The following is an 18,566-nucleotide window of genomic DNA, read 5'->3' as shown; positions in this document are numbered from 1 at the left end:
GGAAAGGAGGTCGGTCATGGCCGTCTTTGCAGGGTCGTTCCACCTGCCTCCACCAGCCTCGACCAAGGGATCACCGAACCCGTGCGTGAACACGACCTCCCGGCGCGCGAGCGCCGTGGCCGCGGCAAGAGCCGCTTCGACGACGACGAACCCTATTTCCTGAAGCACGGCCGGCACGCCGAGCCGGCCCTCGTCGAGCCCGACGACGAGCCCGACCCCGAGGATCGCTGGTCCTCCTGGGACGAGGCCGTGCACGGGCCGGAACCCCACCCGGAGTGGCTGGTCACCGAGCTGGCCGCGAAGGACATCGAACTCGGCGTGCTCAAGACCGGCAAGGAGGCGGACGTCCACCTGGTCCGCCGGGCGGTGCCGGAGACCGACCGGTCCTGCCTGCTGGCGGCCAAGCGCTACCGGGACGCCCAGCACCGGCTCTTCCACCGCGACGCCGGCTACCTGGAGGGACGCCGGGTGCGTCGGTCCCGGGAGAACCGGGCGATGGCCGGCCGGACGGCGTTCGGCCGGCAGATGATCGCCGGGCAGTGGGCCGCGGCGGAGTTCGCCGCGCTGGCCCGGCTCTGGGAGATCGGGGCGGCCACCGGGCGGATCGCCGTGCCGTACCCGGTGCAGCTGCTCGGCACCGAGCTGATGCTGGAGTTCGTCGGGGACGCCGAGGAGGGACAGGCCGCGCCGCGGCTGGCCCAGCTCCGTCCCGACCCGGCCGAGCTGCGCGATCTCTGGGAGCAGCTGGTCGACGCCCTGGTCGTGCTGGCCCGGGCCGGGTATGCGCACGGCGACCTGTCGCCGTACAACCTGCTGGTGCACCGGGGGCGGCTGGTCATGATCGACCTGCCGCAGGTGGTCGACGTGGTGGCCAACCCGCAGGGGCCGGAGTTCCTGGCCCGGGACGTCCGGGTGGTCGGCAGCTGGTTCGCCGCGCGCGGCCTGCCGGCCGGGGACGTCGACCCGGGCGAGCTGACCGGGCTGCTGCTGCGGGAGGCGGGCATCCGCTGACCGGACGCGTCCCGGGCGGCAGCGCGCCGCCCGGGACGCCGGTCGCTCCCTCGTCGCCAGGACGCAGCCCGCGCCCGGCGCAGCCGTCACTGGAGGTAGCGCTCGACCTCCGACAGCGGCCGCTCGCCCTGGGCGTCCGGGTCGCCGTGCGCCGACCGGGCGGCCCGCCGCCGGCGCAGCAGGTCCCAGCACTGGTCGAGGGATTCCTCCAGCTCCCGCAGCCGCTCCCGGGCCGCGTCATCGGTGCCGGCCTCGTGCTCCTGCGCGGCCGTGCGCAGCCGGTGCTCCTCGTCGACCAGTTCGGAGATCCGGTTCAGGATGGTCTTGTCGTCCATGCCCCTGAGCCTCGCACAGGGGGCCCGGACGCGCCCGTGTTCCCCGCGCCGGCGCGGCGCCCCGCCGCTGCGAAGGGAGTCGCGGCCGCCTGGTCGCTCGGGTACGTTGCCTCGCCGTGATCGTCGCTGTACGCACCTTCTGACCGTCCGACGCCCCGGCCGTGGCCGAGCTGCTCCGAATCGCCGCGCCGCACCCGGTCACCACGGCCGAGTTCATCCGCTGGCAGGCGGCCACCGCCCCGGCCGCCGAGCGGTACGCGCTGCTCGTCGCCGACGACGGCGCCAGGTCGCGGCGCGGCGTCAGACGCGCCGCGCTCGAGTTGTCGCAGTCCGCGGGTGAGCTGCTCGGCGTGGCCCGGACCGGGCTGCTGCACGAGAGCGCCGAGCCCGGCCTCGGCTTCGCCAACGTGACGGTGCACCCGGGCCGGCGCGGCCGGGGCGCGGCTCGCCGGGCTGGTGGACGGTGCGGTCGTGGCCTTCAGCCTGGCCCTGACCGACGGCCGGGACCGCTACCAGTCGGGGATGACCGGCACCCGGCGGGCCCACCGCGGCGCCGGCCTGGCCCGACTGGTCAAGGTCGCCGCCCTGCGCCGGGCCCGCGAGGCCGGCTACCGGCAGGCGTTCACCACGAACGACGCCGGAAACGAGGCGATGCTCGCCGTCAATCGTGGACTGGGTTACCGAGTGGTTGCCGGCGAGTGGCGGGTACCGGCGGGACTTGCGGGCCTGAGCGGTCCCATCCGACTTCCTTTGTGGACTGTGAGACATTCCCCTGCGAAACTTTCTCTTGTCCGCGTCTAGAGAAAGCTCTCCGGGCGGTGGCATGCTTCCCGGGACTGTGACACAGCACGGTCATCCGGCGACTTCCCGTGAAAGAGGTGCTCCGCAGGTGGGACCAACAGCCACAGAGGGCCGCCCCCGGCGGGCGGAGTCCATCCCGCTGCGCCACGTCCTGCCCAACCTGGTCCGTGATCCGGCCCGGGCGCTGGTGGAGTTCGGTGAGCGGTCGCGGGGCGAGGTGGTGCGGCTCAACTTCGGTTCGTTCCGTCCCTACCTTGTCACCCGTCCGGAGCACCTCCAGCAGGTGCTGCGCGAGAAGTCCGGCAACTACGTGCGCGCCGGCGACGGCCTGCAGTGGCGGCCGCTGCAGCGGCTCTTCGGTCAGGGCATCCTCAGCGATGGCGAGCCCTGGTCGAACAGCCGGCAGGTCCTGCAGCCACTGTTCACCGCGCGCCGAATCGACGGGCTGGTGGACCGGCTCGCCGAGGCCATCGAGGACGCGGTCGACGAACTGGACGGTCCGGCCCGTGCCGGCCGGCCGGTCGACATGGGGGCCGAACAGGCCCGGATCGTCTGCTCGGCGATCATGCGGGTCTTCTTTGCCGACAAGATCTCGGTGCCGGACGCGCTGCGGATCATGGAGGCGCAGGACGCCGTCGCGTGGTCGGTGATGCCACGCATCCTCGTGCCGTGGGCCCCGCTGGCCGTGCCGATGCCCGGTGACCGCGCGTTCCGGCGGGCCGTCAAGCTCATCGACGAACTGCTGCTGCCGATCGTCCGAGCCTCGAAGGAGACCGCGGAGTCCGACGGCGACGACATCATCGCCACGCTCTGGCGGGGGCGCACCCCGGACGGCGGCCGACTGGACGAGCACCAGGTCCGTAACGACACGGTGTCCATGGTGGCCACCACCACCGAGACCACGATCAGCGTGCTCACCTGGCTCTGGCCGCACATCGAGCGCGACCCGGTCGTCGCCGAGCGGCTCTACGAGGAGATCGATCGGGTGGTCGGCGGCGCCCCGGTCCGTCGGGAGCACCTGCGCGAGCTGCGGTACACCCGACAGGTGCTCGAGGAGCTGCTGCGGCTCTACCCGATCGGGTGGCTCTTCCCCCGTCGGGCCGCCGAGGAGGACGTCATCGGCGGGGTGCGGATCCCCGCCGGGGCCACCATCGTGGTCAGCCCGCTGATCACCCACCGGATGTCGACGTTCTGGGACCGCCCGGAGGTCTTCGACCCGGACCGGTTCGCCCCCGAGCAGGTCCGTGCCCGGCACCGGTGGGCTCACTTCCCGTTCGGCGGCGGGCCGCACCAGTGCATCGGTATGCACCTGTTCTATTTGGAGGCGACGCTGATCGTGGCCACCGTGCTGAGCCGCTACCGGTTCCGCCTCCAGCGGCCGACGGTGCCCGGCATCAAGGTGGCGGCGGCCTTGCGGCCCCTCGACCCAGTGGAACTCACCCTGCGTCCGGCCGCGAGCGTGGCCGCGTGAGCCCGGTGACCCGGTCGGCGCCGCTGGACGGCGTCGACCAGCTGACCATGGCCGCGGAACAGGGACGGATCTGCGCCCTCGCCGCGAAAGGCCAGCGCGACCTGCAGGAGTGCGCGGACGCGTACCCGGAGCTCTTCGCGCCCCGGGAGTTCGACCCGGCATTGTGCGGCAACATCGCGATGACGATGGCCTTCAGCGCTCCCTGGTGCGATCCCGGCCAGCTGCGGATCGCCAACCGCCTGGTGCTCTGGATCTTCGCGCTCGACTGGCTGATCGACTACGACGCGAAGTCGCGCGAGGCCGTCGACCGACTCACCGGGAGGTGCCTCGCCGTGGCCGACGGCGCCACCCCAAAGCCGGACGACGCCCTCGGCCGCTTCCTGGCCGAGCTGCGCGACGAGCTTGCCGCCGCGCGGGCGTACCCGACCCACGGTCCGATGTGGCGGGCGGAGCTGCGTCGGGTGCTTGACGCCATGGTCCGGGAGTGGGACTGGAAGCAGGCCGGGGCCGACCGGCTGCCCAACCTCGACGAGTACCTCGCCAACGCGGCAAACCTCGCCTCCACCGTGGTCAACGTCGTGCACTGGATCCATATCGGCGACCCGGTCACGCTGGCCCGGCTCGACGAGCTGGTGACGGTCAGTGACGAGGTGCAGCGGATTCTCCGTCTCGTCAACGACCTGGCCACCTACGAGCGCGACGTGCGTTGGGGCGACCTCAACGCCCTGCTGCTGGTGTCCGACCCGGACCAGGTGCGCCGGCGGGCCGAAGAGCTGGTCGGCAGCGCCCGGGCGTTGCTCGCTCCGCTGCGGGAGAGCTGCCCGGTCCAGGCGGACTACCTGACCCGCCAGCTCGGTTTCAGCTGCGGCTTCTACGGTTCGACCGACTTCTGGGGAAAGACGTGACCACGTCCTCGATCGACACGCAGGCCCAGGCGGGGACCGAGGTGGCCGGGGAGGCCCGCGAGCTGCTCGCCGCGGTGGCGCTCGAACCGGCGGGCCGGGTCACACCCTCGGTGTACGAGACCGCGCGGGTCGTCGCCGACGCGCCCTGGCTCACCGGTCACGGGCGGCGGTTGGCGTACCTGCTCGCCAGCCAGCGCCGCGACGGCGGCTGGGGCGCACCGGGCGGCTATGCCGTGGTGCCCACGGTGAGCGCCGTGGAGGCGCTGCTCGGCACGCTGCGAGCCGGCGGCGGGGACCGGTCGGGGGAGCCGTCCCGTGCCGAGCTGGCTGCCGCGGCCCGACGTGGCCTGGGTGTGCTCGCCGGCTGGCTCCTCGAGAGACCGTCCCTCCCGGACACCCCGGCGGCCGACCTGATCGTGCCGGGCCTGGTCGAGCGGATCGACGGCCACCTCGCCTGGTTCGCCGCCCACCCGGGCGACGGGTTCGACAGCCCGTTCCCGGGCCTGCCCGGGGTGGACCGGCGCCGGCTCGACGCGCTGCACGCGCTGCTGGCCGCGGGGCGGCCGGTGCCGCAGAAGCTGCTGCACGCGTTCGAGGTGCTCGGGTCCACCGCCCGGCGGCACCGCGACGTCTCCTTGGTCGCCGGCAGCATCGGCGCCTCCCCGGCGGCCACCGCCGCCTGGGTCGGGTCGCCGGCGGGCGCGGACCGGGCGGCACTGGCGTACCTCGAGACGGCGGTCGGCCCGCACGGCGGGCCGGTGCCCTGCTGCACACCGATCACGGTCTTCGAGCGGGCCTGGGCGCTCAGCACGCTGGCCCGGGCCGGGGTGCCGGCCACCCCGGCGCCGAAGCTGGTCGCCGAGCTGGCCGCCGTGCTCGGGCCACAGGGCACACCCACCAGCCCGGGGCTGCCGGCCGACGCGGACACCACCTCGGTCACGCTCTACGCGCTCGCCCGGCTCGGCCATCCCGTGGATCCGGCCAGCCTGCTCCACTACGACCTCGGCAGCCACTTCTGCACCTGGCAGGGCGAGGACGGGCGTTCGGTCACCACCAACGCGCACGTGCTGGAGGCGCTGGGCTGGCACGCCCGGCGCTCGGAGGCGGGCGCCGACCGGTACGGCGCGCGGGCGGCCGCCCTCGCCGGGTGGCTGCGGGACCAGCAGGAGGCCGACGGACGCTGGGCCGACCGCTGGCACGCATCGCCGTACTATGCCACCTCGTGCGCGGTCGCGGCCCTGGACCGGTACGCGCCGGCCGGGGTCGCCGGTGAGGCCGTGGACCTTGCCGTGGACTGGGTGGTGGCCACCCAGCGGGCCGACGGCTCGTGGGGTCGCTGGACCGGGACGGTGGAGGAGACCGCGTACGCCCTGCAGGTGCTGCTCGGCGTCGGGCGGCCGGCCCGGCCGGGCGTACGGGAGGCGGCAAAGCGTGGGCTGTCCATGCTGACCACTGCGGACGGTCGCGGTGACGACCCACCACTGTGGCACGATAAGGACCTCTACACGCCGGTGCTCATCGTGAAGGCCGCTACGATCGCCGCGCGGCAGCTCGCCCGAACCAGATCGGACCTGGTCGGGACGGGTTCGTGGGCGCCGGAACGAGCTCGCCGCGGAACTTCATGATCAGGATCGCTTGAGTGACTCTTCGGACGCTGCTAGCGTGCGCCGGGGTCGATGCGCGTGAGCGCTTCGGGCTGACGGATTACAGGACCAGGCGAGGGACGGTGTAATGGGTTCCCGCAGTGCGAATCTGCGTACCAAGGTTGTGGCCCTGCTCGCCTCGCTGGTTGCCCTTTGGGGCTTCACCGCCTGGGTCACCATCCGCGATGGAATGAACCTGCTCGGCGTGCAGGCCTTCGACACCAAGGTCTTCAATCCCACCGAGCCGCTGCTGCTGCAGTTGCAGCTGGAGCGCCGGACGTCGCTGACCTATCTCGGGCGGTCCGACGAGGGGCAGCGGGCGGCCCTGGCCAAGATGCGGCAGCGGACCGACGAGCTGGCCGCCGAGTTCAAGGAGTCCAGCGACAGCTGGCAGGTCGACCTGTTCGGCGACGACGCCCTCGACCAGCGGATCGCCGAGCTGGTCGGCGGGCTGGACGCCCTGCCCCGCACCCGAGCGGCCGTAGATGACCGGAACATCGACCGGGCTGAGGCCAACGGCACGTTCACCGGCCTGATCGAGTCGATCTACCGGGTCTACGACGCACTGGGCAACCTCGATGACGAGCAGGTCGCCGAGGACACCGCCGCCCTGATCGGCCTCAACCGCTCCCGGGAGCTGCTGTCCCAGGAGGACGCCCTGGTCGCCGGCGTGCTGGCCGCCGGACGCATCACCCCGGCGGAGCAGGCGCAGTTTACCCGGATCGTCGGTGCCCGTCAGTTCACCGCCACCCAGGCGCTCGTCCGCCTCCCCGCGACGGACCAGCACCGCTACGACGAGATGTCGGGCGGGGCCACCTTCCGTCGCCTCACCAACCTGGAGAACCAGGTCATGCAGGGTCGCGGCGCCAAGCCGCCGATCACCGTGGCGGAGTGGAACGACACCACCGGCCCCGCCCTGACCCAGATCGGCGACGTGGTGCTCGCCGGTGGCGACGAGATCGTCGATCGGGCCACCCCGGTCGCCGTCGGTGTCATCGTCCGACTGGTGCTGGCCGCCGGTCTCGGCCTGCTCGCCGTCATCGCCTCGATCATCGTGTCGATCACCACCGCGCGCGCCCTGGTGCAGCAGCTTGAGCGGCTGCGCGAGGCGGCCTTCCGGCTGGCCAACGAGCGCCTCCCCGGCGTGGTCGAGCGGCTCGGTCACGGCGAGGAGGTCGACGTCGCCAAGGAGGCACCGCCACTCGAGTTCGGCGACGACGAGATCGGCCAGGTGGGCAAGGCGTTCAACCTCGTGCAGGAGACCGCCATCCGCACGGCGGTGGAGCAGGCCGACCTGCGCCGCAGCGTCCGTGAGGTGTTCCTCAGCCTGGCCCGGCGCACCCAGGCGCTGGTGCACCGCCAGCTCACCCTGCTCGACGCGATGGAGCGGCGTGAGCAGGACGCGGAGGAGCTGGAGGACCTGTTCCGGGTCGACCACCTGGCCACCCGGATGCGGCGCAACGCGGAAAACCTGATCGTGCTCTCCGGCTCCACCCCTGGCCGGGCCTGGCGACGCAACGTGCCGATGGTCGACGTGGTCCGGGGCGCGGTCGCCGAGGTCGAGGACTACACCCGGGTCAACGTGCTTCCCCTCGGCCAGGTCTCGCTGACCGGCCGCGCCGTCGGTGACGTCATCCACCTGCTCGCCGAGCTGATCGAGAACGCACTGTCCTTCTCACCGCCGCACACCACCGTCGAGGTGCGCGGCCAGCTGGTGGCCAACGGCTTCGCCATCGAGATCGAGGACCGCGGTCTGGGCATGCCCGGAGAGGACCTCGCCGCGGCGAATCACCGGATCGTGGACCGGTCCGAGCTGAACCTGGCCAACGCCTCCCGGCTCGGGCTGTACGTGGTGAGCCGGCTGACCGAGCGGCATGGCGTTCGGGTGCAGCTCAAGGAGTCGGCGTACGGCGGCACCACCGCCATCGTGCTGATCCCGGCGGCGCTGGTCACCGCCGAGGACGACCCGAGCACCTCGGGCGGGTTCCCGGCCGGCGTGCCGGCCGTCGCCCGTCCGGTGCCCGGGGCGTCCGCTCCGGCCGGTCCGGTCACGGAGCAGCCGCCCGCGCCCGCCCCGGCGCCAGTGGCGCTGGCCGAACCGCCCGCCCCGCCCCAGCCGCGTGCCGACGGGGAGGCGGGCACGGCCGCCGATGAGGACCCGCTGCCCACCCGGTCACCGGGCCGGACGCTCCCGGCCGGCGCACCCGAGGGCGAGGGCGGACTGCCGTCCCGGCCGCGACGCTGGTCGGGGCGGCCGGCGCTGGACGGGCCCACGTTCCCGGCTGGACTGCCGGTGTCCGCCGCCCGCTCCGACGCGGAGGGTCCGGCGGCCGCGGTCGCCCTCTCCCCATCGGTGGGCGCGGAGGCCGCGGTGGCGGGCGCCGAGGCGGCACCATCGGCGAGCACCGGGCCGGAGCCGGCGGTCGGCGCGGGACCGGCCCGGACGGAGTCCGGCCTGCCGGTCCGCATCCGGCAGGCCAACATCGTGCCCGAGTTGCGGAACGAGGCGACCGCCGAGGACATCGACGACGAGGACATGGTGCGCCCGCCGGAGCAGGTGCTCCGGATGATGAGCTCCTACCAGACCGGCACCCGGCGCGGCCGGACGGACGCCGCCCGACTGCTCGGTGGAGCCGGCAGCCGGTCGGACGACGGCCCGGAACCGGACGACGGCGACCAACAGACGACCTGACCCGGCGCCGCGCCCCGGTGCGGGTACCCCGCCCCGCGGCGCGACCGGTCAGCCCCATACGAGCACGGCGACAAGCCGGGGGAGAAGAGGACGACGAGTGGCCCAGAAGACGGCATCGAATGCCGACCTGACGTGGTTGCTGGATGATCTGGTCGGTCGGGTGAAGCAGGCCGAGCACGCGGTCGCGCTCTCGACCGACGGCCTGTTGATGGCCTCCTCGCAGGGGCTCAGCCGCGACGACGGAGAGCACCTCGCGGCGATGGCGGCGGGCATCCAGAGCCTGGCCCGGGGGCGGGCAAGCGCTTCGGCGGGGGCCAGGTGCAGCAGACCATCATCGAGATGCAGTCGTCCTTCCTGTTCGTCACGGCGGCCGGGCGGAACGCCTGCCTCGCCGTCCTCGCCAACGAGGAAGCCGACGTCGGTCTGATCGCCTACGAGATGGCGATGCTGGTCACCCGGGTCGGCAGGCACGTCGCATCGCCGACACGGAACGCCGAGCAGTCGACCAGCGAGAAGTAGCCGATGACGGTGCAGGGAGAGTCCGCGGAGCACCAGTGGATTGACGACCATGCGGGGCCGGTGGTTCGTCCGTACGCCGTCACGCGTGGCCGGGCCCGCCCGGTCACCGGCACGTTCGACCTGATCTCCCTGGTGACGGCGACCCGCGCGGACGTGACCACCGAGATCGGCCTGGGCCCGGAGCACCTGGCGATCGTCGGGCTCTGCCAGCGGATCCAGTCCGTCGCCGAGATCGCCGCTCACCTGGACCTGCCGGTGGGCACCATCCGGGTCCTGCTCGGCGATCTGGTGGCGCGTGGCCTGGTGCAGGTCCGCGAGCCACGCAACACGGCGGGCCTTCCCGACAACAGCGTTTTCGAGGCGGTTATCAATGGACTACGGGCGCTCTGAGCGGCTGGCGGGAGCGGCGCTGCCCACCGCGATCAAGATCCTGATCGCCGGTGGTTTCGGCGTCGGCAAGACCACCATGGTCGGCTCGGTCAGCGAGACCCGTCCGCTCCGGACCGAGGAGGTGCTGACCGAGACCGGCGTCGGCGTCGACGACCTCTCCGGGGTGGAGCAGAAGACCACCACGACGGTGGCGATGGACTTCGGCCGGATCACCATCAGCGACGACCTGGTGCTCTACCTGTTCGGCACGCCGGGCCAGGACCGCTTCTGGTTCGTCTGGGACGAGTTGGCGCTCGGCGCCATCGGCGCGGTGGTGCTCGCCGACACCCGTCGACTGGCCGACTGCTTCCCCTCGATCGACTACTTCGAGGGGCGGGGCACGCCGTTCGTGGTGGCCGTGAACTGCTTCGACGGTGCCCGACACTACCAGCTCGACGAGGTGCAGGCGGCGCTCAACCTCGACTCGGGGGTGCCGGTGGTGCTCTGCGACGCCCGGCAGCGGGAGTCGAGCAAGGAGGTGCTCATCACGCTGATGGAGCACGCCATGAAGACCCGCGAGGCCCGTCGCCGCGCCGCCGGCGACTGACCTCTGAACGTCGAAGGGCCCCTCCCCGCGGTCGCGCGGGGAGGGGCCCTTCTGCTGGTACGTCAGCTGGCGATCATGCGACGCAGCACGTACTGCAGGATGCCGCCGTGCCGGTAGTAGTCCGCCTCACCCGGGGTGTCGATCCGGACCACGGCGTCGAACTCCAGGCCGGTGTCGGTGGTGACCTTCACCGTACGCGGGGTCTCGCCGTCGTTCAGCGCGGTCACGCCGGTGATGGAGAAGGTCTCCGTGCCGGTGAGGCCGAGCGACTCGGCGTTCTCGCCGGCCGGGAACTGCAGCGGCAGCACGCCCATGCCGATCAGGTTGGAGCGGTGGATCCGCTCGTACGACTCGGCGATGACCGCCTTGACGCCGAGCAGCATCGTGCCCTTGGCCGCCCAGTCACGGGACGAGCCGGAGCCGTACTCCTTGCCGGCCAGCACGACCAGCGGGACGCCGGCCTCCTGGTACGCCACCGAGGCGTCGTAGATGGTGGTCTGCTCGCCGGTCAGGTGGTTGACCGTGAAGCCGCCCTCGACGCCCGGCACCAACTGGTTGCGCAGCCGGATGTTGGCGAAGGTGCCCCGGATCATCACCTCGTGGTTGCCCCGGCGTGAGCCGTACGAGTTGAACTCGTGCCGCGCCACACCGTGCTCGGCCAGGTACTTCCCCGCGGGGGAGTCGGCCTTGATGGAGCCGGCCGGCGAGATGTGGTCGGTGGTGACCGAGTCACCCAGCTTGGCCAGCAATCGGGCGCCGGCGATGTCCTGGACAGCCTTCGGCTGCCGCTCCATGCCGTCGAAGTACGGGGGCTTGCGGACGTAGGTGGACGCGTCATCCCAGGCGAAGGTGTCACCGGTCGGGGTGGGCAGCGACTGCCAGCGCTCGTCGCCGGCGAAGACGTCCGCGTACGCCGAGCTGAAGCCGGTGGCGCCGATCGCCGAGGCGATGACGTCCTGGATCTCCGCGCTGCTCGGCCAGATGTCCCGCAGGAAGACCGGCTGGCCCTGGCTGTCCTCGCCGATCGGCTCGTTGGCCAGGTCGATGTCCATCGTGCCGGTGAGCGCGTACGCGACCACCAGCGGCGGGGACGCCAGGTAGTTCATCTTGACGTCCGGGTTGATCCGGCCCTCGAAGTTCCGGTTGCCGGAGAGCACCGAGACGACGGCGAGGTCACCCTCGTTCACCGCGGCAGAGACCTCCTCCGGCAGCGGGCCCGAGTTGCCGATACAGGTGGTGCAGCCGTACCCGACCAGGTTGAAGCCGAGCTTCTCCAGGTACGGGGTGAGGCCGGCCCGGTCGTAGTAGTCCATGACGACCTTGGAGCCGGGCGCGAGGGTGGTCTTGACCCACGGCTTGCGGGACAGGCCCTTCTCCACGGCGTTGCGGGCGAGCAGCGCGGCGCCGATCATCACCTGCGGGTTCGAGGTGTTGGTGCAGGAGGTGATCGCCGCGATCACGACCGCACCATGGTCCAGCTCGTACTCGACGCCGTCGGGGCTGGTGACCCGGATCGGGTTGCTGGCCCGCCCGCCGGCGCCCACCGCCGCGCTCTCCAGGTCGCGCGGCGCGTCGGCCGGGTCGTTCACCGCGTTGGCCGGCGAGTCGCTGGCCGGGAAGGACTCGGCGCTGGCCTCGTCCGCGTGGCCCACCACGCCGTACGGCGGGTTGGTGCGGACGCCGCCGCGAGCGTCGGCACCGCTGCCGGTCTGGTCCGCGGCCACGTAATCGGTCAGCGCGGAGCGGAAGAGCGTCTTGGCGCTGCCCAGCGGCACCCGGTCCTGCGGGCGCTTCGGGCCGGCCAGCGACGGCTCGATGGTGCTCAGGTCGAGCTCGAGGCGCTCGGAGTACTCCGGCTCACGGTTCGGGTCGTGCCAGAGGCCCTGCTCCTTGGCGTACGCCTCGACGAGCGCGACCTGCTGCGGGTCGCGGCCGGTCAGCTCCAGGTAGCGGATGGTCTCGGCGTCGATCGGGAAGATCGCGACGGTGGAGCCGTACTCCGGGGACATGTTGCCGATGGTGGCCCGGTTGGCCAGCGGCACGGCGCTCACGCCCGGGCCGTAGAACTCGACGAACTTGCCGACCACGCCGTGCTTGCGCAGCATCTCGGTGATGGTGAGCACCAGGTCGGTGGCGGTGGTGCCGGCCGGCATCTCGCCGGAGAGCTTGAAGCCGACGACCCGCGGGATCAGCATGCTGACCGGCTGGCCGAGCATCGCGGCCTCGGCCTCGATGCCGCCGACGCCCCAGCCCAGCACGCCCAGGCCGTTGACCATGGTGGTGTGCGAGTCGGTGCCGACCACGGTGTCCGGGTACGCCTGGCCGTTGCGCTCCATGACCGTGCGGGCCAGATACTCGATGTTGACCTGGTGCACGATGCCGGTGCCCGGCGGGACGACCTTGAACTCGTTGAACGCGGTCTGGCCCCAGCGCAGGAACTGGTAGCGCTCCTTGTTGCGCTCGTACTCCAGCTCGACGTTGCGCTGGAAGGCATCCTCGCGGCCGAACAGGTCGGCGATGACGGAGTGGTCGATGACCAGCTCGGCCGGGGCGAGCGGGTTGACCTTGGTGGCGTCGCCGCCCAGGTGGCGGACGGCCTCCCGCATGGTGGCCAGGTCCACGACGCAGGGCACACCGGTGAAGTCCTGCATCAGCACCCGCGCCGGGGTGAACTGGATCTCCACACTCGGGTCGGCGGTGGGGTCCCACGCCCCGAGCTGGCGGATGTGGTCGGCGGTGATGTTCGCGCCGTCCTCGGTCCGCAGCAGGTTCTCCAGCAGGATCTTCAAGCTGTAGGGCAGCCGGTCGTGGCCCACCACCTTGTCGATCTTGAAAATCTCGTAGCTCGCGTCTCCGACGCGTAGCTGGGTCTTCGCACCGAAGGTGTCGAGGCTCGCCACGTCGTACTCCTTCACACCAGCGACCGTGAATAGTCCTGAGCAGTCTGTCGCACCGGCCGGGGCGCCGCCCTGCTTAGGCAACACTTACCGCCGATTCTCCACTTCAACAAAACCGTACGTCCGTCTTGCTATTGACGCAACCTCGTGCCATGGTTCGGGACGAGGAGGTGCCGCCATGATCCATCACGTCCTGCTCGCCTGCTCACCCGGCTCCCAGGCCCCGATCACGGTGTTCAACTGACCGCCTCCTGACCGCCGGACGCCGGCCGCAGGGGCGCCCGAAGGGTGGTCGGTGGGTGAGCGGGCGGCCCGGACGTCGGACCGGAGGTAGGGTTCGAGGTCGGACCGGAAGGGGTGGCGGTGGTCGACGTACAGCACTGGCTTACCGCGCTGCCGCCGGGCGTGGTCTACCTGATCGTCGCCGCGGTGATCGGCGTGGAGAGCATGGGCGTCCCGCTGCCCGGCGAGATCGTCCTGGTCAGCTCCGCCCTGCTCGCCGCCACCGGGGTCGTCGAGCCGGAGTGGGTGGCCAGCGCGGCGGCGTTCGGCGCGATCGTGGGCGACTCCGTCGGGTACGCGGTGGGCCGGCGCGGCGGTCGTCCGCTGCTCGTCCGGCTCGGCCGGCGCTTCCCTCGACATCTCGGCCCTGCGCACCTCGCCCGCGCCGAGCAGAGCTTCGCCCGACACGGGGTCTGGGCGGTCTTCTTCGGCCGCTTCGTGGCCCTGCTGCGGATCCTCGCCGGGCCCCTCGCGGGCGCGCTGCACGTCCCGTACCGTCGATTCCTGCTGGCCAACGCCGCCGGCGGCCTGGTCTGGGCGTTCGGCACCACCTACCTGCTCTTCACCGTGGGCCGGGCGGCCGAGCACTGGCTCAAGGACATCTCCTGGGCGGGGCTGGTGATCGCGGTGCTCGCCGGCCTCGCCAGCACCTGGTGGCTGCGCCGCCGCGCGCGCCGGCTCGAGCCCGTGGAGGTGGCCGACGAGGCCGAGCCGGTCCGGGCCGGCAGCGACCGCTGACCCCAGACACGACGAAGGGCCGGCCCCGGGTGGGGTCGGCCCTTCGGTGTTGGTGTGTCAGGCGGCGTAGCCGCGGGTGGCGATCCAGTCGGCCAGGTTGTCCACGCTCATCCGGTAGGAGGCCTGGTTCGGGTCGGCTGAGTCGGCGATCGTCACGGTGTGGCCGTCGTCGTGGTAGCCGACGACGCTGATGTAGTGTCCGCCCTCGAAGGAGTGGGTGTTGCCGTCGGTGTCGGTGGCGGTGCCGGCGATGTTGGCCACGACGGCGCGGCCGTCGTCGATGGTGCGGACGAGGTCGGTGCGCAGCTTGTCGGTCTGCTTGTCGTCGGCCTTGTTGTCGCGGATTTCGGTGCTGCGGTAGGCGTTCTTGCCGGTTTCCTTGTTCAGCACCGGGGTGATGTCGTTGATGGAGTTGGTGCCGGCTTCGGTGGTGCCCATCTCCTTGGCCATGGCGTCGACGTTGATGTCCTTGCCCTGCACGCTCAGGGCGTTGCGGGTGGCGGCGGGGCCGCAGTAGTAGAAGTTCGGCTGGGCCTGGTAGCGGACGTTGAGTTCGCGTTCGCCGCTGGTCTTGCGGTCGGTCTGGACCTGCGCGGCCTTCTCGGCCGGGGTGGCCTGGGCGGCGACGGCGGGGGCGGCGATGGCGCCGCCGGTGACGGTGAGGCCGGCAGCGGTCAGGGCAGCCTTGCGGATCAGGTTGGTACGCATGGTGATCGAGGCCTTTCGTTCGGGGGTGCACGGCGACGCGCGCGGGGGTGCGGCGCGCCGCGATGAAAAAGGGGGGGGTGAGAAGGGGCCCTGCGGCCGGGGGCCTGCTCGGGTGTCCCGGGGGTGTAACCGTCCGGGCCAGCCGCACATTCCGCGGGGGTGGCATCCGGGTGACCCGTCGTCGGCGCCGGGGGCGCCGCAGGTTACGCCATGTTCAACGACCCGGGGGCGGGCGTCATTCCGCCGCCGGAGTGGCCCCGAACCGGACATCGGGCCCGCAAGCCGGGCAGCGTACGCATCCGGTCTGCAGTGAATCCGGACATTCGGGCAGACCGTCTCTGATGGGCGTCGGCTCGGATGCCCTCAGGCCGGTGGCCGGGCTGGCGAAGGATGCGGCCTCGCAGGCTCGCCGAGACGCTGCGTTGGATGCGAGGGTTGTCCGCGGCTGGCGCCGCCGATCGGACAGGTGCTGGTCAGCCCCGTCCGTCGCGGCAGGACCGAGGGGACGCCGGCGGCGTCGACCGAAGACAGTCACTCAGGGTGCAACATTGCCCGCGACGCGGGAAAGTCACGCTCCGTCAGAGGTCCGCTGACTCTGGCACGTGGGCCTTGTGGCGACTGGCCGGCGAGGTCTGCCACCATGTCCGGTCATGGAGATCTGGCACAACCCGGCCTGCTCGAAGTGCGCTGGTGCCCGGGCGACCCTGGACGAGGCTCGGGTGCCGTACCGGCTGCGGGCGTACCTCGAGCAGCCGCCGAGCGCGGCAGAGTTGACCGAGGTGCTGCGCCGGCTCGACGCCCGGGCGTGGGACGTCTGCCGGACCGGAGAGCCGGCCGCGGTCGCTCAGGGCATGGCCGACTGGGCCCGGGACGACGCCAGCGAAGCGCGCTGGATCGAGGCGATGGTGGCCCATCCGGAGCTGATCCAGCGCCCGATCCTGCTGCTCGACGACGGTGGCGCGGTGGTCGGTCGTACCCCCGAGGCGCTCGACGAGGCGGTGCGCCGGACGGGCGAGTGACCGCCGGTCAGCCGAGGATCCGGCACTGCGGCGCGGTCGCTGCTGGTCGCGGTGCCGGCTGGGGGCGCAGCTCGGGCCAGCTCCGCCGGCTGTCCCTTCCGGACCTGACCGCCGGCCGCCCCGGCCGCTCATCGCGGCCTCCTCCCGTCCTCCACGAACCGACGGTAGAACGGTCGCGCATGCGACCGGATCGGCGAACTGAATCGGGATCAGCGCCGCTCTTCGGCGGAGGGGATGCTTCCTGCGGCCTGCGCGTGCCGCTCGCGCAACCGGCCCCGGATCTCCTCCGGGGTGTACGCCCGGCGCCTCCGCTCCGCCCGGGCGATGACCACCCCGGACGCCGCGACCCCGGCGAGGCCGGCCAGCCCGAGCACCTTCCACCACCGCATCCGTTGCCGCATCGGCTTAGGGTAGTCGTCCATGAGCGAGCGCAGCGAGCGAAACACCCCGCGGTCGGGCCTCCTGCCGTCAGCGGATGTCCAGGAGGCGACGGCGTGAGCATCAGCCTGGACGAGGCCGTGGAGCTCACCCGGACCGGCGACGTGTGGGTGTTCCGGGGCCGCAGCGCGCCGGACCGCGCCATCCAGTTCACCACCAACAGCCCCGTCAACCACGTGGGCATGGCCGTGGTGCTGGACGACATGCCGCCGTTGATGTGGCACGCCGAGCTGGGGCGGTCGCTGCCGGACATGTGGACCGGCGCCCACCAGCGGGGCGTGCAGCTGCACGATCTGCGGGACGCGGTCTGCGTGTGGGCCAACCGGTACGGCCAGCGGGCCTGGCTACGCCAGCTCGAACCGCCGGCCGACGCCGGGATGGAGGAGGCGGTGCTGCGCAGCGTCGCCCGGCTCGACGGCACGCCGTTCCCGTCCACCGCCCAACTCGCCTGGCGCTGGCTGCGGGGACGGGTTCCGAACCTGCGGCGCCCGGCTCCGTCCGCCCCCGACGGTGACCGCGTGCCGGTGGGCGACCGGGCGCTGGAGACCGCGTACTGCGCCGAGGTGGTCGCGGTGACCTACGAGGCGATGGGCCTGCTGCCGGCCGGTCGGCGTCCGAACTGGTACGACCCGGGGCGGTTCTGGAGCGGGGACGACCTCCACCTCTCCGGGGGCGCTCAGCTCGGCGCCGAGATCGAGGTGCGCATTCCGCCGCGCTGACCAGGTTTGCCGTGACCCGTCGGTGGCAATTGAGACCCGCGTGAGAGCTTCCACCGATCTCGACGCGCTGACCGACTTCTTCGACCGGTACGGCGTGGCGCTGACCGCCGGCGACGTGCCCGGCATCGCCGGCTGCTACGCCCTGCCCGGGCTGGTGGTCGCCGACACCTACAGCTTCTCGTTCACCTCGCCGGCCGCGGTGGCGCTCTCCTTCGTCGGCGCGGCACCGGACTACCAGGAGCGCGAACTCGTCGCGGCGAACGCGCAGATCGAGGACGTGCAGGCGGTCTCCGCGCTGCTCACCGAGGTCGCAGTGCGGTGGGAGTTCCTGGACAGCCAGGGGCGGGCGGTGCCGGGGGAGCGCTACCGCTATCTGCTGCGCGCCACCGAGGACGGCCCGGCCATCTGCACCGTCATCCGCACGGCGTGAAACTCAGAGTGGCGGTCAGCGGTGAGCCGTGACCATAGAGTGGTCCTGCCGGTCGCCGCGTCCCTCGGCGCGGAACTCGGCCATCGCGGCGAGAAAGCTGGTGCGCACCCGTTCGGTGGGTGGAATCAACGCGGGCATGGTCGTGAGTAGATCCGAAGCGCCGCTCATCGGCTATCCGTTTTCTGCGTCCCGCCAACCGGACGGTCGGAACCCCGACCGCCCACGTGCGACCTTCTGACAATCATGGCTACGCTGGCGCGTCGGCTCGACGAGGGGGGACTTTATGAGCGTGGGGCATGACGACGGGCAAACGCCGCCCGCACCGAGGGTGCTGACGTCGGCGCCCTGGGTCGTCGTGGTGCTGGGTGTCGGCCTGTTGACGGCCCTGCTGCTCATAGTCCTTTTCTCGCTGCGTGGGCCGGAGCCGGTGCGCCAGGCGGCGCCGGCGCCGGCGCCACCGATGTACCTGCCCACGATGTCGGCGCCGACCGCCTCCGCCCCGCCGGCCGACGTCCCGTTGGCCAGCGTCGACGCCAACGCTTCGCCGACGCCGTCCGGCAGCGAGAGCCCGTCGCCCAAGGCCAGTTCCGCCCGCCCCTCCGCCTCGGCGGCCGGCGCGCCGGGCGTGGCGCGTACCGGCACGGTGACCGCGCGGTACCAGGTCACCCGGAGCGAGCGGGACTTCTTCGAGGCCCGGCTGACCGTCACCAACGGATCGGCCCGGAGCCAGAACTGGCGGGTGGAACTGCTCTTCGGCGGCAACGTCAAGAGCGTCCAGGCGTCCTCCGCCTCTGGGGTGTCGGTCAGCTCGCAGGGCAATGGGGTGTTCGTGCTGACGAGCACCGGCCCGCTCGGGTCGGGGGGAAGCGCGACCGTGCAGATGCGGTTCACCCGCACCGGCACCGGAGACCGTCCGGGCGAGTGCACCGTGAACGGCGCCGCCTGCGCCATCGGCTGACCGCGTCGCCCCTGGTCGAAGCGG

The 18,566-nt window shown here is 72.2% G+C and carries 18 protein-coding genes and 1 pseudogene; 14 read left to right on the top strand and 5 right to left on the bottom strand.

Annotated elements, in window-relative coordinates; all coding sequences use genetic code 11:
- Positions 1-81 precede the first annotated feature (81 nt).
- Positions 82-1,011: an RIO1 family regulatory kinase/ATPase domain-containing protein gene (locus GA0070624_RS28315; RefSeq protein WP_091345913.1), complete on the top strand. Its 930-nt coding sequence runs from the start codon at positions 82-84 to the stop codon at positions 1,009-1,011.
- Positions 1,012-1,097: 86 nt separating this feature from the next.
- On the opposite strand, the gene GA0070624_RS28310 is transcribed toward GA0070624_RS28315, so the two are convergent.
- A complete protein-coding gene (locus tag GA0070624_RS28310) occupies positions 1,098-1,346 on the bottom strand; it encodes a DUF2630 family protein (RefSeq protein ID WP_091345911.1) in 249 nt (82 codons plus the stop codon).
- Positions 1,347-1,817: 471 nt separating this feature from the next.
- Here GA0070624_RS28310 and GA0070624_RS35445 point away from each other — a divergent pair, with 471 nt between their 5' ends.
- The 8 genes and pseudogenes from GA0070624_RS35445 (at position 1,818) to GA0070624_RS28270 (ending at position 10,353) form a co-directional block, all read left to right on the top strand.
- On the top strand, positions 1,818-2,147 hold the full coding sequence (locus GA0070624_RS35445; protein WP_218105345.1) for a GNAT family N-acetyltransferase: 330 nt from the start codon (positions 1,818-1,820) through the stop codon (positions 2,145-2,147).
- 133 nt (positions 2,148-2,280) lie between these two features.
- Positions 2,281-3,618, top strand: a complete 1,338-nt coding sequence (locus GA0070624_RS28300; protein ID WP_245719199.1) for a cytochrome P450 — start codon at positions 2,281-2,283, stop codon at positions 3,616-3,618.
- A 47-nt stretch (positions 3,619-3,665) separates the two neighbouring features.
- A complete protein-coding gene (locus tag GA0070624_RS28295; protein WP_091349973.1) occupies positions 3,666-4,523 on the top strand; it encodes a terpene synthase family protein in 858 nt (285 codons plus the stop codon).
- Positions 4,520-6,148 carry a prenyltransferase/squalene oxidase repeat-containing protein gene (locus GA0070624_RS28290; RefSeq protein ID WP_218105344.1) on the top strand — a complete coding sequence of 543 codons (1,629 nt, stop codon included), beginning with the start codon at positions 4,520-4,522 and terminating at the stop codon, positions 6,146-6,148. The genes GA0070624_RS28295 and GA0070624_RS28290 overlap by 4 nt, the downstream gene beginning before the upstream one ends.
- 106 nt (positions 6,149-6,254) lie before the next feature.
- Positions 6,255-8,858, top strand: a complete 2,604-nt coding sequence (locus GA0070624_RS28285) for a sensor histidine kinase (RefSeq protein WP_091345907.1) — start codon at positions 6,255-6,257, stop codon at positions 8,856-8,858.
- A 97-nt stretch (positions 8,859-8,955) separates the two neighbouring features.
- Positions 8,956-9,377 (top strand): annotated as a pseudogene (locus GA0070624_RS28280) (roadblock/LC7 domain-containing protein).
- Positions 9,378-9,380: 3 nt separating this feature from the next.
- On the top strand, positions 9,381-9,767 hold the full coding sequence (locus GA0070624_RS28275; RefSeq protein ID WP_091345905.1) for a DUF742 domain-containing protein: 387 nt from the start codon (positions 9,381-9,383) through the stop codon (positions 9,765-9,767).
- Entirely contained in the window at positions 9,748-10,353 is a 606-nt protein-coding gene (locus tag GA0070624_RS28270; protein ID WP_091345903.1) for a GTP-binding protein, read from the top strand. The genes GA0070624_RS28275 and GA0070624_RS28270 overlap by 20 nt, the downstream gene beginning before the upstream one ends.
- Before the next feature lie 62 nt (positions 10,354-10,415).
- Here GA0070624_RS28270 and GA0070624_RS28265 read toward each other — a convergent pair whose 3' ends face one another.
- A complete protein-coding gene (locus tag GA0070624_RS28265; protein ID WP_091345901.1) occupies positions 10,416-13,268 on the bottom strand; it encodes an aconitate hydratase in 2,853 nt (950 codons plus the stop codon).
- A gap of 345 nt (positions 13,269-13,613) precedes the next feature.
- Between GA0070624_RS28265 and GA0070624_RS28260 the strand changes: the two genes are divergently transcribed.
- Entirely contained in the window at positions 13,614-14,270 is a 657-nt protein-coding gene (locus tag GA0070624_RS28260; RefSeq protein ID WP_091349971.1) for a DedA family protein, read from the top strand.
- A 57-nt stretch (positions 14,271-14,327) separates the two neighbouring features.
- Here the strand turns inward: GA0070624_RS28260 and GA0070624_RS28255 are convergent, their stop codons facing one another.
- The gene (locus GA0070624_RS28255; RefSeq protein WP_091345898.1) at positions 14,328-14,978 is read right to left on the bottom strand and encodes a C39 family peptidase; all 651 of its coding nucleotides are present in this window, start codon (positions 14,976-14,978) and stop codon (positions 14,328-14,330) included.
- Between the two features lie 650 nt (positions 14,979-15,628).
- Here GA0070624_RS28255 and GA0070624_RS28250 point away from each other — a divergent pair.
- Complete coding sequence (locus tag GA0070624_RS28250) at positions 15,629-15,997, top strand: ArsC/Spx/MgsR family protein (RefSeq protein WP_091345896.1); 369 nt, start codon at positions 15,629-15,631, stop codon at positions 15,995-15,997.
- Between the two features lie 209 nt (positions 15,998-16,206).
- Here GA0070624_RS28250 and GA0070624_RS28245 read toward each other — a convergent pair whose 3' ends face one another.
- Positions 16,207-16,386: a hypothetical protein gene (locus GA0070624_RS28245; protein ID WP_176732059.1), complete on the bottom strand. Its 180-nt coding sequence runs from the start codon at positions 16,384-16,386 to the stop codon at positions 16,207-16,209.
- Between the two features lie 105 nt (positions 16,387-16,491).
- Between GA0070624_RS28245 and GA0070624_RS28240 the strand changes: the two genes are divergently transcribed.
- On the top strand, positions 16,492-17,154 hold the full coding sequence (locus GA0070624_RS28240) for a hypothetical protein (RefSeq protein WP_091345893.1): 663 nt from the start codon (positions 16,492-16,494) through the stop codon (positions 17,152-17,154).
- 40 nt (positions 17,155-17,194) lie between these two features.
- Positions 17,195-17,584 carry a hypothetical protein gene (locus GA0070624_RS28235; protein ID WP_091345891.1) on the top strand — a complete coding sequence of 130 codons (390 nt, stop codon included), beginning with the start codon at positions 17,195-17,197 and terminating at the stop codon, positions 17,582-17,584.
- 15 nt (positions 17,585-17,599) lie between these two features.
- Here the strand turns inward: GA0070624_RS28235 and GA0070624_RS28230 are convergent, their stop codons facing one another.
- Positions 17,600-17,752, bottom strand: coding sequence for a hypothetical protein (locus tag GA0070624_RS28230; RefSeq protein ID WP_425413524.1), 153 nt, complete (start codon positions 17,750-17,752; stop codon positions 17,600-17,602).
- A gap of 115 nt (positions 17,753-17,867) precedes the next feature.
- Between GA0070624_RS28230 and GA0070624_RS28225 the strand changes: the two genes are divergently transcribed.
- Complete coding sequence (locus tag GA0070624_RS28225; protein ID WP_091345889.1) at positions 17,868-18,542, top strand: cellulose binding domain-containing protein; 675 nt, start codon at positions 17,868-17,870, stop codon at positions 18,540-18,542.
- The last annotated feature ends 24 nt before the right edge of the window (positions 18,543-18,566 follow it).

This window comes from Micromonospora rhizosphaerae (assembly GCF_900091465.1).
GTDB lineage: Bacteria > Actinomycetota > Actinomycetes > Mycobacteriales > Micromonosporaceae > Micromonospora > Micromonospora rhizosphaerae.
This window is presented reverse-complemented; position numbering and strand designations above follow the sequence as displayed.

Coding starts and splice junctions, on each gene's coding strand:
- GA0070624_RS28275 (WP_091345905.1), top strand. CDS start 9,381: ATGACGGTGCAGGGAGAGTCCGCGGAGCACCAGTGGATTGACGACCAT.
- GA0070624_RS28255 (WP_091345898.1), bottom strand. CDS start 14,978: ATGCGTACCAACCTGATCCGCAAGGCTGCCCTGACCGCTGCCGGCCTC.
- GA0070624_RS28270 (WP_091345903.1), top strand. CDS start 9,748: ATGGACTACGGGCGCTCTGAGCGGCTGGCGGGAGCGGCGCTGCCCACC.
- GA0070624_RS28295 (WP_091349973.1), top strand. CDS start 3,666: ATGGCCGCGGAACAGGGACGGATCTGCGCCCTCGCCGCGAAAGGCCAG.
- GA0070624_RS28245 (WP_176732059.1), bottom strand. CDS start 16,386: ATGCGGTGGTGGAAGGTGCTCGGGCTGGCCGGCCTCGCCGGGGTCGCG.
- GA0070624_RS28250 (WP_091345896.1), top strand. CDS start 15,629: ATGGAGATCTGGCACAACCCGGCCTGCTCGAAGTGCGCTGGTGCCCGG.
- GA0070624_RS28225 (WP_091345889.1), top strand. CDS start 17,868: ATGAGCGTGGGGCATGACGACGGGCAAACGCCGCCCGCACCGAGGGTG.
- GA0070624_RS28285 (WP_091345907.1), top strand. CDS start 6,255: ATGGGTTCCCGCAGTGCGAATCTGCGTACCAAGGTTGTGGCCCTGCTC.
- GA0070624_RS28230 (WP_425413524.1), bottom strand. CDS start 17,752: ATGAGCGGCGCTTCGGATCTACTCACGACCATGCCCGCGTTGATTCCA.
- GA0070624_RS28310 (WP_091345911.1), bottom strand. CDS start 1,346: ATGGACGACAAGACCATCCTGAACCGGATCTCCGAACTGGTCGACGAG.